Consider the following 14,620-nt stretch of genomic DNA (forward strand, 5'->3'; position numbering starts at 1 on the left):
ATGCCTGGATTCACCGCCTGACGACCCGCCGCTGGCCACACTCGCGCTCTTGCACGACCGCCGGAGATGGCCTTGAGTCCGAACGACCCGTACCGCACACCGGCCCCGGCCGCGATCCCGGCCGACACCGGCGTGGTGGGCGGCATGAGCCGTCGCACGCAGATCCTGCGCCTGTTGCTGCGGTATCGCGGGTCGGGCGTGTTCGCCGGCATGAACCTGGATCCGGCCGCGATCAACGAATACGAAGTGCCCGCCGAAGGCACGCCCGACCAGTTCGTCTCCGACCTGGAAGCGCTTGGTCCCACCTTCGTCAAGCTCGGCCAGATGCTGTCCACGCGCCCGGACATCGTGCCGCCGGAGTTCGCCACGGCACTGGAGCGCATGCAGGAGAACACCAGTTCGGTGCCGGTGGAGCGCATCCGCCAGATCATCGAAGAGGAACTCGGGGTGTCGGTCAACAAGGCGTTTTCGTTCTTCGATCCGGTGCCGCTGGGCTGCGCCTCGCTGGCGCAGGTGCACCGCGCCGCCTTGCGCGACGGCACCCCGGTGGCGATCAAGGTGCAAAAGCCCGAGGTCGCCGCCCAGGTACGCTCGGACCTGGACGTGCTCAAGAGCTTTGCCACCGCTGCCGACCGCCTGACCGGCATCGGCCGGCGCGTGCGCTTTGCCGACTGGCTGGGCGAATTCGGCAAGACCCTGCGCGCCGAACTCAATTACGAAGACGAGGCCGAGACGCTGGTGCGCTTCGGCAAGCATCTCAAGCCGTTTGCGCTGTTATGGATTCCGCAACCGGTGTGGGACCTGAGCAGCCGCAAGGTACTGACCATGCAGCTGGCCGAGGGCGTGCGCGTAGACAAGATCTCCGGCCTGCGCCGCACCGAACAGCCGATGGACAAGCTGGCCGCAGAACTGGTCAAGGGCTATCTGGACCAGATGTTCGTGCATGGCGAGATCCATGCCGACCCGCATCCGGGCAACCTGCGGGTGCTGCAGGACGGGCGCCTGGCGATCTTCGACCTGGGCATGGTGGCGCACGTGCCGCCGCGCCTGCGCGAGCGTCTGCTCAAGCTGCTGTTCGCCGCCGTCGATGGCCGTGGCGAGGAAGTCGCCGAAGAGACCATCGCGCTCAGCACACGCCTGGAGGATTACGACGAAGACCGCTATCAGCGCGAAACCGGGCAGATGATCGCCCGGTACGCCGCGCACGACACCACCTCCGAGGGTCGCGTGGTGCTGGATCTGGTGCGCATCGCCACCGCCAACGGCCTGCGCACGCCGCCGGAGCTGAGCCTGCTCGGCAAGACCCTGTTGAACCTGGAAGGCGTGTGCCGCACGCTGTCGCCACACCTGGACACGCGCCGCATCGTCGAGCGCCACCTGCAGCATGTGATGCGCGCGCGCCTGAAAAAGTCGCTGTCGGCCGCCAATCTGGCCAGCGAGGCGATGGAACTGCAGCATCTGGTGCGCGAAGGACCGCGCCGCATGTCCGAGATCTTGTCGCTGGCGGCGGAGAACCGCCTGCAGATGCGCGTCACCGGGCTGGAAGAATCGCATCTGATGGAAAGCCTGCAGAAGATCGCCAACCGCGTGGCGGCCGGCATCGTGACTGCGGCGCTGATCATGGCCTCGGCGCAGATGATGCGTATCGAAACCGGCTTGAAGCTGTGGGGCTATCCGGCGATCGCGATGCTGCTGTTCCTGCTCGGTGTCGTGTTGGGCCTGGGCATCGTGCTCAGCGCCCTGCTGTTCGACCGCCGTGTACGTGCGCGCGAAGAACGCGGGCATCGATAGCGCTACACACAAACCACACCTCCGCGTAGGAGCGCACCCGGGCGCGACATGGCTCCATGCGGCGTTGCCCGCCAAAACCGCCGCGTCAGGCTATCAAAGTGGATCGGGCGATGTGGCGTTATCGAGTCGTCGCCTGTGCGAGCGGCGCGCCAGATGCGGAATGCAGATGCCGCAGATCTCTAGCCAGCGCCACCGCGACCAGCTGATCGTCAGCGCGCGCGATGCGCCGTGCTGCGGCAAACGCTCGACGCCAACAAACATTTCAGTCAGCTTCAACGCGGCATAGTCTGTCATCCGGGCGTCACATTGAGTGTGGCGCACAGGACATGGCGGGCAAGGCGTCCGGTACGCGCTCGCATCATTCCCCCACGGACGCTGCCGCATGCATTGGATGTTGCTGTTTTCGCTGTTGCTCCTGCTTTGGCTATTGGTCGCCTCGCCGCGTCTGGCGTGGCTGAAGGCCGGTCTGTTGTCGTTGCTGCTGCTGTTGCTCAGTGCCTGGGGCCTGGTGGATCGGCTCAGCGGCGACGGCATCAATGCTGCCACGCTGTATCACCTGCGCGCGGACATGGACGGTGCCGGCGTCAGCGACTTCTCCGGCTATATCGCCGTGTTTATCGGCATGGTGCTGCTGTCGCTCAGCCCGCTGGTATTGCTCAGGGTGCAACGTTTTCGTCGCCCACGTGGAGGCAACGCGGTGTTCGGCGGCTTCGTGGCGATGTTGCTGGTGAGCATTGCAGTCAGCCCCTTGTACCGCGATGGCAAACGCCTGTACTACCAGTTGCGCCCGGTGGATTACGCCACCGTGGTACCGGAATATCTGGTGCCGCAGCAGCCCTTGCAGAAGCGCAAGAACATCGTGTGGATCTACGGCGAGAGCCTGGAACGCACCTATTTCGACGAAGACGTGTTCCCCGGCCTGATGCCGAACCTGCGCGCGCTGGCCGGCGAGGCGGTGGACGTGCGCAACCTCACCTCCACCGAGGGCAGCGGCTGGACCATCGCCGGCATGGTCGCCTCGATGTGCGGCGTGCCGCTGACCACCGCGCCCGGCGATGAAAACAGCATGGGCCGCATGGGCCTGTTCCTGCCGGAAGCGCGCTGCCTGGGCGACTATCTCAAGGACCAAGGCTACCGCAATCACTATGTCGGCGGCGCCGATGCCAGCTTTGCCGGCAAGGGCAGTTTCCTGTCCAGCCATGGTTTTGATGTAGTGCACGACGTCGGCTACTTCCGCGACAAGGGCGTGGCGCCAAAACACTTTTCCGCCTGGGGCGTGCACGACGATGTGCTGCTGGACGATGCCTGGGACAGCTTCCAGACGCTGTCGCGCGCCGGCCAGCCGTTCATGCTCACCACGCTGACCATGGACACCCACCACCCTGCCGGCCATCTGCCGCTGGCGTGCAAGGGCCAGCACTACGACAGCGCGTTGGGCGATATCGGTTTGCTGCATGCGATCAAGTGCAGCGACCGGCTGATCGGCGAGCTGGTCGCGCGCATTCGCAACAGCCGTTATGGCAAGAACACCATCATCGTGATCGCCTCCGATCACCTGGCGATGCCCAATGATCTCAGCGATGTGCTGGCCAAGCAGAAACGCGAAAACCTGCTGCTGTTCCTGGGCAAGGACATCGCCCCGCAGCAAGTGGTCACGCGCGCCGGCAGCACGCTGGATTCGGGTGCGACGCTGTTGCAGTTGCTGGAGCCGGGCATGCGCACGCTGGGCTTCGGCCGCTCGCTGCTGGCCAGCGATGCGCCCCCCAGCGCCAGCATTGCGGCCAGCCGCGACAGCGGCAAGGACTACCCGCGCTATCTCGCTTACGCACGCACGCTGTGGACCGGGCGCAGCACCCGCATGCTGCGCATCAACGGCAATGGCGATGTGGTGGTGGGCGTGCAGCAGGTACGCCCGCCGGTGCTGCTGGAATACGACGACGACACCAATCTCAAAACCGTCTATCTGGAAAACACCTCGCGCCAGTTCGACCGCTCCCGCACCGAGGGCACGCTGGCGTATGTGGATCGCTGCACGGCGTTCGAGGACGGCTCGGCCGATGGCGATTGGTGCGCGCTGGTGGTCGACCGCCACCAGAGCATGAAGCTGTACCGCGACCCGGACCTGACCCGCGGCATCGCCGTGGACGCGCCGCTGGAGGCCAGCCAGCAAGGCCCGCGTCCACGCGTGCGCCAGCCGATCATGCTCACCCAGGCCGCGCGCAAGACCGAGGCCGGGCGTTACATGCTGGAGCTGTACGCCAAGCGTCGGCCCACCCGTGCCTTCTGGGTTGAGGCAGTCTCGTCGGAGCGCAAGGTGGTGCTGGCCCAGCAATGGGTGGTGCCCGATGCGGCCGGTCGCATCCGCATGCCGGTGGGCCTGGAACACGCGGTGGACGATCTGGAAATCCGCGCCTGGCTGGACTACACCGAAGACGTCAGCGTGGACGACCTGGCCCTGGTGAAGCAGACCCAGGTCGCCGATCGCTCCTGAGTCTGGCTGTCATTGTGGTCCTAGGCCGGGCGATTTGGATGAGGCAAAGGCAAAGGCAAAGCCCAAGAGCAACGTCGAAGCGTGCGATCTGTGGCCTGGCTGCAGGGTCCCTGCCCGCCCACCCCCGCAGGACACGCCGCAAGTACGTCCCTGTAGGCTCTTACGCGGCATCCATGCCGCGTAAGGTCCCGCGACGGTGGGCGGGCAAGGACCTGTCGGGATGGTCGGTGTGCATGGCGCAAGCAAAGCAGGACGTGCGTTGTTTGGATCACTGTGCGTCCGACCGGCGTCTCGTCGAAAACCAAGCAGAAACAGGTTTCAACACGCGGCTACAAATCTCTCATCTGCCTAGTGCCGTGCAAACCGGGCAACACGCTTTCAAAAAAGCAGCCGAGCGACTTTCTGGTGCGGTGTCCTTACCGCTTGCGGGACCCTTGGCGGCATGGATGCCGCCACGGAGCCTCCACGGACGGATTCACGGCGTGTCCCGTAAGCGGTGAGGGCACCGCACGCTCGACCAACCACGCTTTTGACCTAAGCGTTTGACCGTATCTAAACAACGCCAACACTCGAAATCCCGGTTGTTTGGAACAGTTGGACGGTTCGGATAACTCAGTTGTAGCGCGGCAGATCCGAAGCCCCACTGCAGCGCCCTTTCCAGCGCACTGCATCCACGCGCCGACTCAATCTTCCGATGCAGGTGTGCCATCGGCTGGATCGCGCGCCACCGCAGCACCTGCACGGCTGAAGCGGATTTCCTGCGGCGATTGCAGCGCAATGCCCACCGTTTCCATTCGCTGCAACAACGCAAAGAACAGCTCGCTGCGTACTCCATACGAATCGCGCGGGCTGCGCACATAGGCGAACGAATTGAAATTGACGTGCCCGCCGGCCAGCGAATCGATGAACACCGAGGGGGCAGGATCGGCCAGCACCTTGGTGTGCTCAGCGAACAGCTCCAGCAGCATGTCGCGTACCTTTGCCACGTCGGTTTCCAGCGGCACCGAGAACTGCAGCTGCACCCGCCCCATCGGGTTGGACAGGGTCATGTTGCGCACGCTCTTGGTGATCAGTTCCGAGTTGGGCACAATCAGCGTGGAGCGGTCGCCGACCTGGATCTCGGTCGCACGCACGCTGATCTTGCGCACGTCGCCTTCCTGGTCGCCGATGCGTACCCAGTCGCCGATCTTCACCGGCCGCTCGGCCAGCAGGATCAGGCCCGACACGAAGTTTTGCGTGATCGCCTGCAGACCGAAACCGATACCCACCGACAGCGCGCTCAACACCAGCGCAAGCCGCTTCAGATCCAGGCCCAATGCGGTCAGGCCCCACACCACCACGATCAGCCAGCCCAGATAGCGCGCCACCGTACTGATGGAATTGCGCGCACCGTCATCGAGCTCGGTCTTGGGCAGATAGGTGTTGAGCAACCACTGCTGCACCACGTGCACCAGCCCCATGCCGAGCAGGAACACGCACAACGCCCTGAACACATCGCCCGGGGTGATCACCAGCTCCTTGCCGATGGTGATGCCATGGGCGATGTTCTCCGCCCAGTCGGTGACCACGCTGATGTTGGCGCCATACGGCGTCAGCAGCACCGCGATGCCCAGCAGCACCAGCAGCACCCGGGTCGCCGCCGATATCAGCAGCCCGAGCTGCACCAGGCGTCCGCTGCCGATGCTGAGCGCATGCGACAACGCCCGGCTGAAGCGCCCGTCGGGCTTGAACAGCCAGGTCATCAGATCGTCGGCAAAGACGACCAACACGCCGAGCAGACTGCACACCAGGGTGATCCAGATGATCTGCCGCTCCACGAACAACGCCAGATTGAGATAGCCGAACAAGGCCGCGATCAGCGCGAAGATCACGGCCAGATGGCCCAGCAGGCGGATCAGCACGATGAAGCCGCCACCGCGCGAGACCACCGGCGGCGGCGCGTCGCCGTCCGGATCGGCCACCCCGGCATTTGCTGCATGCGCGCGCAAGGACAGACTCAGCCCGGCCAGCGCCGACAGGATCAACCCTGCGTACAGCAACGCGGCCAGTGCATCGGTGGCGGTGATCAACGCGGGACTGCTGCCGGCCACCTCGTTGACCTTCATCGCCATGCCGCTGAACCAGATCACTGCCGCGGTGGCCAGGCAATGCACGCGCAGGCGGTCGACGGTGGCATCGTCCAGCGGGAACAGGCGCCAGCTGGGCTGGTGTTTCATCAACAGGCTGGCACTGAGCGAACCGACGAAGGCAGCCACCACACTGACGGCGATAAATCCGGTCAGCAGTTGGTCCAGATCGTCGGGCAGCTCGCCGAGCGCGCGGATACCTTCGACCAGCACGAATGCCGCAACCCCCAGGCTCAGCGTGCCGACTAGCAGAAACCACAGTGCCAGCCCCGAGCGTCGCAGGCGTCCACCCGGCGCACGCGAGGCCGCATAGCGACGCCCCAGGTGGCGCAGGAAGATGCGCAGCGGGAGTGCCAGCAGCAATGCCACCACGGCACTGGTGATCAGCCCGCCCACGCCGTTGGTTGCCACGCCTGCCTGCAGCATCTGCACCGTCTTGTCGGACAAGGCCCGCAGGCGCGCACGATCGTCCGGCCATTGCTGCCCGATCTGATTCCACAATGTCGGCGACAACGGCGATGCCACCCGCGTGGAGAGCTTCACGCTGAAGCGTTGCACGCGCTCGCGTTCGAGCCGGTCGGCCAGGTCCTTGGCATTGGAGACCAGCAGCGTGGCCCGGATGAACTCGGCATTGAGCTGATCGCGCTCCTTGATCAGCGCCCTGCGCTGTTTTGCCAGGTCGGCCGGTTCGTTCTGCGCCGCGACACCGAGCCCCTCCAGCCGCCCGTTGAGCTCCTTGAGCGGTTGCTCCAGCGTGCGGACCAGATCCTGCGCCTGTCGCTGCGCACCGGCGACATCGTCGGTCAGCTTGCCGAGCTGCTCGGTATCGGCCTGCTCCATGCCCGCATCGGCCTGAGACAGCACCTTCTGCATGCTGTCGAGCTGAGTCTGTGCGTTCTCCAGCAGCGTGTCGTCGTCCTGCGCAAGGGCGGCGCCCACGCACACTATCCACAACGCGACCAGCAACAGCACGCGCTGCAGCACGCCGCGATGGGCACCCGGGGCAACTCGGAATTTAGACACAGGCAGACATCGGACAGGCGCAAACCAGCGCGGTGCGGGCATCTTAAGCCACTGCTTCCAGCCAGTCAGATCGAAGCTGCCGCGAGAGTTCAGCCTGGCAAAGCTCGCCAGGAACGATTGCCACCGTGCGATTGGAGGTCTTTCCGCGATCCAACCTACAGCGCCGGCCGTTGCAGTGGGCATGCCTGCCGGACATCCCGACCTGCGCATGAACGCGGTGCAGCTTGTCACCTTGCGGCAACGGTGCGCTGTCGCAGAATCGAGTCACCGCTACGACAGACGCAGCGGATGACCGCGAAGGAGACACTCTATGCAGATTCAGATCCAGACCGACAAGCACGTGCCGCATGACCCCTCCGTCGTGCAGCATGTCGAGAAGACCTGCTCCGCCCAGCTGGCGCATTTCGCCAACGACATCACCCGCGTCGAGGTGCATTTGCGCGATGAAAACGGCCAACGCGGCGGCGCGGCGGATCGAACCTGCAGCATCGAGGCGCACGTCGCCGGCCTGCCGCCGATCGCGGCCACCAATAGCGCCGACACCACCGCCTCGGCGGTCACCGGCGCCGCGCGCAAGTTGCGCACCGCCATCGAACACGCGCGCGGCAAGCAGCACGCCAAGGCCACCACACCGCCGCCTGAAATGCTCTGATCCGCGCCTTGGCAGGGTGGCGCCAGGCGCTCCCCGCCAACCGATGCACCGGGTGGCATCGCAGTGCAACGACGTGTCGATGCGCGAGCCGGCGTCCAGACGCTGATCCAGAAATGCCATCGGCCCGCTGCAGTGTCACTGCAGCGGGCCGATGTGTCTTGATCTGGTGCGCCCGGAGGGATTCGAACCCCCGACCAATGGCTTCGGAAGCCACTACTCTATCCGGCTGAGCTACGAGCGCCTGGTCGGGCATTATGCCAGAACCGCCGCCGCGCGCGTGACAGCCGCATTGCGGGCCTGCCGAACGGCTGTTGGGCACCACCGGGCTGCCGAGCGGGGCTCAACCCGGATCCAGCGTCCGTACAGGCCAGCATGGCACGACGTCGTAGAGCCGCCTGACAGGCTGGGCGATGCCTGGCTCGATCATTGACCAGCGCATGACCGCAGCCGCGCCGCGCTGCTACCCTTTGCAACATGAGCAAGCATGGCATTGAACAGCTGCCGACAGCGCCCGCGCTGACCCGGCCGCAGCGGCTGGGGCAGTACTGGAAATTGGTCCGAGGCGATCGTCCGATCGGCAGCCTGTTACTGCTGTGGCCTACCTGGTGGGCATTGTGGCTGGCCGCCGGTGGCCTGCCGCCGCTGTGGACGCTGTTCGTGTTCACCGCCGGGGTCTGGCTGACCCGCTCGGCCGGCTGCGTGATCAACGACTATGCCGACCGCTGGCTGGACCCGCACGTGGAGCGTACCAAGTCGCGCCCGTTGGCCACCGGCGCGGTGTCCGGGCGCGAGGCGCTGTGGGTGTTTGTGATGCTGATGCTGGTGGCATTCGCGCTGGTGCTCACGCTCAACTGGCTGACCGTGGCCCTGAGCGTGCCGGGCGTGTTCCTGGCCGCCAGCTATCCCTATCTCAAGCGCCACACCCACCTGCCCCAGGTCTATCTGGGCATGGCCTTTGGCTGGGGCATCCCCATGGCCTTCGCCGCGGTGCAGGGCAGCGTGCCATTGCTGGGCTGGCTGCTGTATGCGGCCAATATCCTCTGGGCCACGGCCTACGACACCTGGTATGCGATGGTCGACCGCGAGGACGACATCCGCATGGGCAGCAAGTCCACTGCCATCCTGTTCGGCAGGTTCGACCTGATCGCGCAGGGCCTGCTGTATGCAGCGATGGTTGCGGTGCTGGCACTGGTCGGCCTGCGCGCCGGTCTCGGCACCGCGTACTGGGCGGGACTGGGCATTGCCGTGCTGCTGGTGGCCTACGAGTTCCGCCTCGCCCGCCATCGCGAACGCGGCCCCTGCTTCCGCGCCTTCCTGCACAACAACTGGGTCGGCCTGGCGATCTTCGTCGGCATTGCCGCGGCCCTGGCGGTGCGCTAACGCGCAGGCAGGTAAATCGCCCCGGTTTAAGTCCCTCTCCCGGCGGGAGAGGGGTTGGGGTGAGGGTACGGGCGAAGCCCCATGGCGCAGCTCACACTCCGTAGCCCACCCAACCTCACGGCACCCGCGCGCACACCCACGCATCCACCCGGTGCACCCCCGCGCGCCGCAATGCCTGCGCGGCCGCATGCAGCGTGGCGCCAGTCGTCATCACGTCGTCCACCAACGCCACATGCGCCGGCAATGCGCCCCGCGCGATGAAGGCATCGCGCAGATTGCGCTGGCGCTCGGCCGCATCCAGCTCCGATTGCGGCGCAGTCGCACGCACGCGGCGCAACAACGGCAGGCAGGGCAAGCGCAGCGCATGGCCCAGCGGTTTGGCCAGCTCAAGCGCCTGGTCGTAGCCGCGCTGGCGCAAGCGCTGCCGGTGCAGACTCACCGGCACCAGCGCCTGCGGACGCGGCAGGCCTGCACAACGTCTGGTCATCAACTCGCTGAGCAAACGCCCGGCAGCCAGATCCTGATGAAACTTGAAACGCCGCAGCAAGCCATCCACCGGCCAGCGATAGGTGAAACACGCATGCACGCACTGCAGCGGTGGCGGATGCTGCAGGCATTGCCCGCACAGCAGCGCGTCATCGAAGGAATCCAACTGCATTGCGCAACACCGGCAGGCGTGCCGGTGATCCGGCAACGCGGCGCGACACGACGGGCACAGATCGCAATCGGCGCTGCCTGCTTCCGCGCACACCAGGCACCTGCTCGACAGCAGCAGCCGCAACACCCGGTGCGGCCACCTGTAAACCGAACGCACCCCATCGAAGTTGACAGCTTCTCCCATGCTCACCAGACTGCCTGGCTTCCAAGCCGCTGACTGTCAGGAAACCCCGATGTCTGTTGTCGTACGCCATGACTGGGATCGCAAAGAGCTGCAGGCGCTGTTCGATCTGCCGTTTCCGGAGCTGCTGCACCGCGCCGCCAGCGTGCACCGCGCCCATTTCGATCCGGCGCAGGTGCAAGTCTCCACGCTGCTGTCGGTCAAGACCGGTGGCTGCCCGGAAGACTGCGCGTACTGCCCGCAGGCGCAGCGCTACGACACCGGGGTGACGGCGCAGAAGCTGATGGAGACCGAAGAAGTCGTCGCCAAGGCACGCCAGGCCAAGGCCGCCGGCGCCTCGCGCTTCTGCATGGGCGCGGCCTGGCGCTCGCCCAAGGAGCGCGACATTCCCAAGGTTGCCGCGATGATCCGCGAGGTCAAGGCGATGGGCCTGGAAACCTGCGCAACGCTCGGCATGCTCGACGCCGGCCAGGCGCGCGCGCTCAAGGACGCCGGGCTGGACTACTACAACCACAATCTGGACACCGCGCCGGATTACTACGACTCGATCATCCACACCCGCCAGTATCAGGACCGCCTGAACACGCTGGAGCACGTGCGCGATGTCGGGCTGAAGACCTGCTGCGGCGGCATCGTCGGCATGGGCGAAACGCGCGAGCACCGCATCGGCCTGCTGCTGGCGCTGGCTACGCTGCCGGCGCATCCGGATTCGGTCCCGATCAACCAGCTGGTCCAGGTTGCCGGCACCCCGCTGCACGGCACCCAGCAACTGGATCCGTTCGAATTCGTGCGCATGATCGCGGTCGCCCGCATCACGATGCCGCATTCGATGGTGCGCCTGTCCGCCGGCCGCGAAGCGATGAGCGACGAACTGCAGGCGCTGTGCTTCCTGGCCGGTGCCAACTCGATCTTCTACGGCGAAAAACTGCTCACCACCGGCAACCCGGACACCGAACGCGATCAGGCCCTGTTCCAGCGCCTGGGCCTGCGCCCGATGCAGATCACCGTCGACGCTGCCGACCACGACCACCCCGGCACCGTGCATGCGGAGATCACCCGCAACACGGCCTGCGAGCACGCTGCCTAACCGCGAATCGAGCGCCCGGCACCGATCGTCGGTGCCGGCTGGGCGCGCCAAGCGCGGCAGGCTACGCTAACGGCCCTTTCTGTCGTTGAACGCTCCCATGGCTCGCCCCGATCTTCACGAACGGATTTCGTCGCTGCGCACATTGCGTGTGGCCCAGGAACGGGTGCGGGTGCGGCGGCTGGTGGGGCGTCGCGATGGCGTGCGGCTGGAAGTCGACGGCCGCTGGCTGACCGGTTTCTGCTCCAACGATTATCTGGGCCTGTCGCAACAGTTCGAAGTGGTCGCCGCGTTGCAGGATGCCGCCGCGCGCGATGGTGCCGGCGCCACCGCCTCGCATCTGATCTGCGGCCACCACACCGCGCACGAGACGCTGGAGCGCGAGATCGCCGACTGGCTCGGCTATCCGTCGGCGCTGCTGTTCGGCAGCGGCTTCATCGCCAACCTGGCGGTGCAGCAGGCCTTGCTCAGCGAGGACGACGATGTCTGCGTGCAGGACCGGCTCAACCACGCCAGCCTGCTCGATGCCACGCGCCTGGCCGGCTGCCGGCTGCGCCGTTATCCGCATCTGGACGTGGAAGGCGCGATGCGCCAGCTCAAGGGTTCGCCAGAGGGTGCGGCGATGCTGGCCAGCGACGGCGTCTTCAGCATGGATGGCGATGTCGCGCCGCTGCGTGCGCTGAGCCTGGTGGCGCGCATGCAGCAGGCACTGTTCTATGTCGACGACGCCCATGGCGTGGGCACGCTTGGCCCGCAGGGGCGCGGCTGCGTTGCCGATGCCGGACTGGGCGTGGCCGAAGTGCCGCTGCAACTGGTGACCCTGGGCAAGGCGCTCGGCGGCTATGGCGCGGTCGTTGTCGGCGGAGAAGCGCTGGTGAGCCACCTGGCCGAAACCGCGCGTCCCTACATCTACACCACCGCGTTGCCGCCGGCGCAGGTCGCTGCGACCCTGGCGGCCGTGCGCCTGGCGCGTCGCGACGATTGGCGGCGCGCCAGACTGGTCGAGTCGATCGGCAGTTTCCGCGATGGCGCACGCCGGCATGGCTTCGAACTGATGGCCTCGGATACGCCGATCCAGCCCCTGCTGTGTGGCGAAGAAGCCACGGTGATGGCGATGTCCGCCGCGCTGGAACAGGCCGGTTTTCTGGTCGGCGCGATCCGCCCGCCCACCGTGCCCGAAGGCAAGGCACGCCTGCGTGTGACCTTGTCCGCATTGCATACGCCGCAGCAGGTGCAGGCCTTGATCGAGGCCATCGTGCAGGCGCGCGATGTGGTCAGCCGGCAGCCGCTGCGTGCGTCTGCTTGAGGGCCACGATCAAGACGGTTGCGCAGTAAACACGCCGCCGCAGTCGATGCTCGAGGTGGCAGCGTACGCGTCGCTGATGTCGCCGGATCGCTGGGGTTGGCACGGTCATGCAGGCCGGTAACGGGCCTGGTGCGCAGCGCAGATCAGCTCCACGCGCAGGCGCATGCTGACGCAGCACACCTCGCGCCGCACGCGCTGACCCCTGCGCCAGACAGCGACAATCAGCGACAATCCCCGCATGCATATCGATGTCATCGGCCACGGGCCTGCGCTGGTTCTTCTGCACGGTTGGGCGTTGCACGGCGGCGTGTTCGCACCGTTGGTGGAACGCCTGGCCGCGCAGCATCAACTGCATCTGGTGGATCTGCCCGGGCACGGTTTCAGCCGTGGCGACAGTACGCCGCTGGCGCTGCCGGACGTGGTCGCCGGCATCGCCGCCGCCACGCCGCCGGCGGTGTGGGTCGGCTGGTCATTGGGCGGGCTGTTCGCGCTGCATGCCGCGGCCACCCAGCCCAAGGTACGCGGGCTGGCGATGATCGCGGCCACGCCGCGTTTCGTGCGTGGCCACGCTTGGCCGGACGCGGTCGAGCGCGAGGTGTTCGTGCAGTTCGGCCAGGACCTGGCGCGCGATTATCGCGGCACGCTGGAGCGGTTTCTGGCGCTGGATACGCTGGGCTCGGCGCATGCCCGCAGCGAGTTGCGCAGCCTGCGCGAGACGCTGGTGGCGCGTGGCGAACCGGCCGCCGAGGCGTTGCAGGAAGGCCTGCGCCTGCTGGAACGCAGCGACCTGCGCCGCGCGCTGCCGCAACTCGCCCGTCCCAGCCTGTGGATTGCCGGCCAGCGCGACCGGCTGGTACCGGCGGCCGGCATGCACGCCGCCGCCGCTCTGGCGCCGCACGCGCAGGCACTGACCATTGCCGGTGGCGGGCACGCACCGTTTCTTGGCCATGCCGACCAGGTCGCCGAGGCGCTGCAACGCTTCGTTGCGTCCGTGCCGTGAGCGGATCGTCGATCATGCGGCATCGCTGATCGAGGACACACGCATGGATCTGGGAATCGCCGGGCGCTGGGCACTGGTGTGCGCCGCCAGCAAAGGCTTGGGGCTGGGCTGCGCACGCGCACTGGCCAGCGAAGGCGTCAACGTGGTGATCGTCGCGCGCGGCCGCGATGCCCTGGAGCAATCCGCCGATGCATTACGCGCACTGCCGGGCGCCGGCGAAGTGCGCAGCGTGGTGGCCGATATCGCCACCCCGCAGGGACGCAGCGATGCGCTCGCCGCCTGCCCGCAGGTGGATATCCTCATCAACAATGCCGGTGGCCCGCCGCCCGGCGATTTTCGCCAGTGGGAACGCGACGACTGGCTGCGTGCACTGGACGCCAACATGCTGGCGCCGATCGAACTGATACGCGCCAGTGTCGATGCGATGCGCGCACGGCGCTTCGGCCGCATCGTCAACATCACCTCCAGTGCGGTGAAGGCGCCGATCGACATCCTGGGCCTGTCCAATGGCGCGCGCGCCGGCCTCACCGGCTTCGTCGCCGGGCTGGCGCGCAGCACCGTGGCCGACAACGTCACCATCAACAATCTGCTGCCCGGCCAGTTCGCTACCGACCGCCTGCGCGGCAACTTCGCGGCGATTGCGCAACAGCTAGGCAGCAATGCCGAAGACGTCGCCGAGCGCAAGCGTGCGGGCATTCCGGCCGCACGCTTCGGCGAGCCGGACGAATTCGGCGCGGCCTGCGCGTTCCTGTGCAGCGCGCAGGCCGGCTACATCACCGGGCAGAACCTGCTGATCGACGGCGGCAGCTATCCCGGCACGTTCTAGCGCGCAGCGGGTGGTGGCGACTGCGGCGGCCGCGCGTTCGTTTTCGGCCACCATCCGGTGCGTCGAAACCCATTGCCGGTTGCCGCGCAGTCGCCGGCAGACC

General features: G+C 66.7%; 11 protein-coding genes and 1 tRNA gene. 8 read left to right on the forward strand and 4 right to left on the reverse strand.

What is annotated here, in order from left to right; translation table 11 throughout:
• Positions 1-66 precede the first annotated feature (66 nt).
• Positions 67-1,791: an AarF/UbiB family protein gene (locus tag FHT09_RS11415; RefSeq protein WP_104538749.1), complete on the forward strand. Its 1,725-nt coding sequence runs from the start codon at positions 67-69 to the stop codon at positions 1,789-1,791.
• Positions 1,792-1,884: 93 nt separating this feature from the next.
• Here FHT09_RS11415 and FHT09_RS11420 read toward each other — a convergent pair whose 3' ends face one another.
• A complete protein-coding gene (locus FHT09_RS11420) occupies positions 1,885-2,085 on the reverse strand; it encodes a hypothetical protein (RefSeq protein ID WP_181141403.1) in 201 nt (66 codons plus the stop codon).
• Positions 2,086-2,173: 88 nt separating this feature from the next.
• On the opposite strand from FHT09_RS11420, the gene FHT09_RS11425 reads away from it, so the two are divergent.
• Positions 2,174-4,282: a phosphoglycerol transferase I gene (locus tag FHT09_RS11425; RefSeq protein WP_104606942.1), complete on the forward strand. Its 2,109-nt coding sequence runs from the start codon at positions 2,174-2,176 to the stop codon at positions 4,280-4,282.
• 683 nt (positions 4,283-4,965) lie between these two features.
• Here FHT09_RS11425 and FHT09_RS11430 read toward each other — a convergent pair.
• Entirely contained in the window at positions 4,966-7,473 is a 2,508-nt protein-coding gene (locus FHT09_RS11430; protein ID WP_181141396.1) for a DUF3772 domain-containing protein, read from the reverse strand.
• A gap of 268 nt (positions 7,474-7,741) precedes the next feature.
• On the opposite strand from FHT09_RS11430, the gene FHT09_RS11435 reads away from it, so the two are divergent.
• A complete protein-coding gene (locus FHT09_RS11435; RefSeq protein WP_104538753.1) occupies positions 7,742-8,083 on the forward strand; it encodes an HPF/RaiA family ribosome-associated protein in 342 nt (113 codons plus the stop codon).
• Positions 8,084-8,247: 164 nt separating this feature from the next.
• Here FHT09_RS11435 and FHT09_RS11440 read toward each other — a convergent pair.
• Positions 8,248-8,324, reverse strand: a tRNA-Arg gene (locus FHT09_RS11440).
• A gap of 233 nt (positions 8,325-8,557) precedes the next feature.
• On the opposite strand from FHT09_RS11440, the gene ubiA reads away from it, so the two are divergent.
• A complete protein-coding gene (ubiA, locus tag FHT09_RS11445; protein WP_104538754.1) occupies positions 8,558-9,463 on the forward strand; it encodes a 4-hydroxybenzoate octaprenyltransferase in 906 nt (301 codons plus the stop codon).
• A 115-nt stretch (positions 9,464-9,578) separates the two neighbouring features.
• Here ubiA and FHT09_RS11450 read toward each other — a convergent pair whose 3' ends face one another.
• A complete protein-coding gene (locus tag FHT09_RS11450) occupies positions 9,579-10,304 on the reverse strand; it encodes a ComF family protein (protein WP_181141395.1) in 726 nt (241 codons plus the stop codon).
• A gap of 49 nt (positions 10,305-10,353) precedes the next feature.
• Here FHT09_RS11450 and bioB point away from each other — a divergent pair, with 49 nt between their 5' ends.
• From bioB to FHT09_RS11470, 4 genes are all read left to right on the forward strand, one after another.
• Positions 10,354-11,388 (forward strand): biotin synthase BioB, encoded by a 1,035-nt coding sequence (gene bioB, locus FHT09_RS11455; protein WP_104538756.1) that lies wholly within the window; start codon positions 10,354-10,356, stop codon positions 11,386-11,388.
• A gap of 97 nt (positions 11,389-11,485) precedes the next feature.
• On the forward strand, positions 11,486-12,691 hold the full coding sequence (gene bioF, locus FHT09_RS11460; RefSeq protein WP_104606936.1) for an 8-amino-7-oxononanoate synthase: 1,206 nt from the start codon (positions 11,486-11,488) through the stop codon (positions 12,689-12,691).
• Positions 12,692-12,929: 238 nt separating this feature from the next.
• Entirely contained in the window at positions 12,930-13,691 is a 762-nt protein-coding gene (bioH, locus tag FHT09_RS11465; RefSeq protein ID WP_104606935.1) for a pimeloyl-ACP methyl ester esterase BioH, read from the forward strand.
• Positions 13,692-13,734: 43 nt separating this feature from the next.
• Positions 13,735-14,517, forward strand: a complete 783-nt coding sequence (locus FHT09_RS11470) for an SDR family oxidoreductase (RefSeq protein ID WP_104606940.1) — start codon at positions 13,735-13,737, stop codon at positions 14,515-14,517.
• Positions 14,518-14,620 lie beyond the last annotated feature (103 nt).

This window comes from Xanthomonas sp. CFBP 8152 (assembly GCF_014199025.1).
GTDB classification, from domain to species: domain Bacteria; phylum Pseudomonadota; class Gammaproteobacteria; order Xanthomonadales; family Xanthomonadaceae; genus Xanthomonas; species Xanthomonas arboricola_B.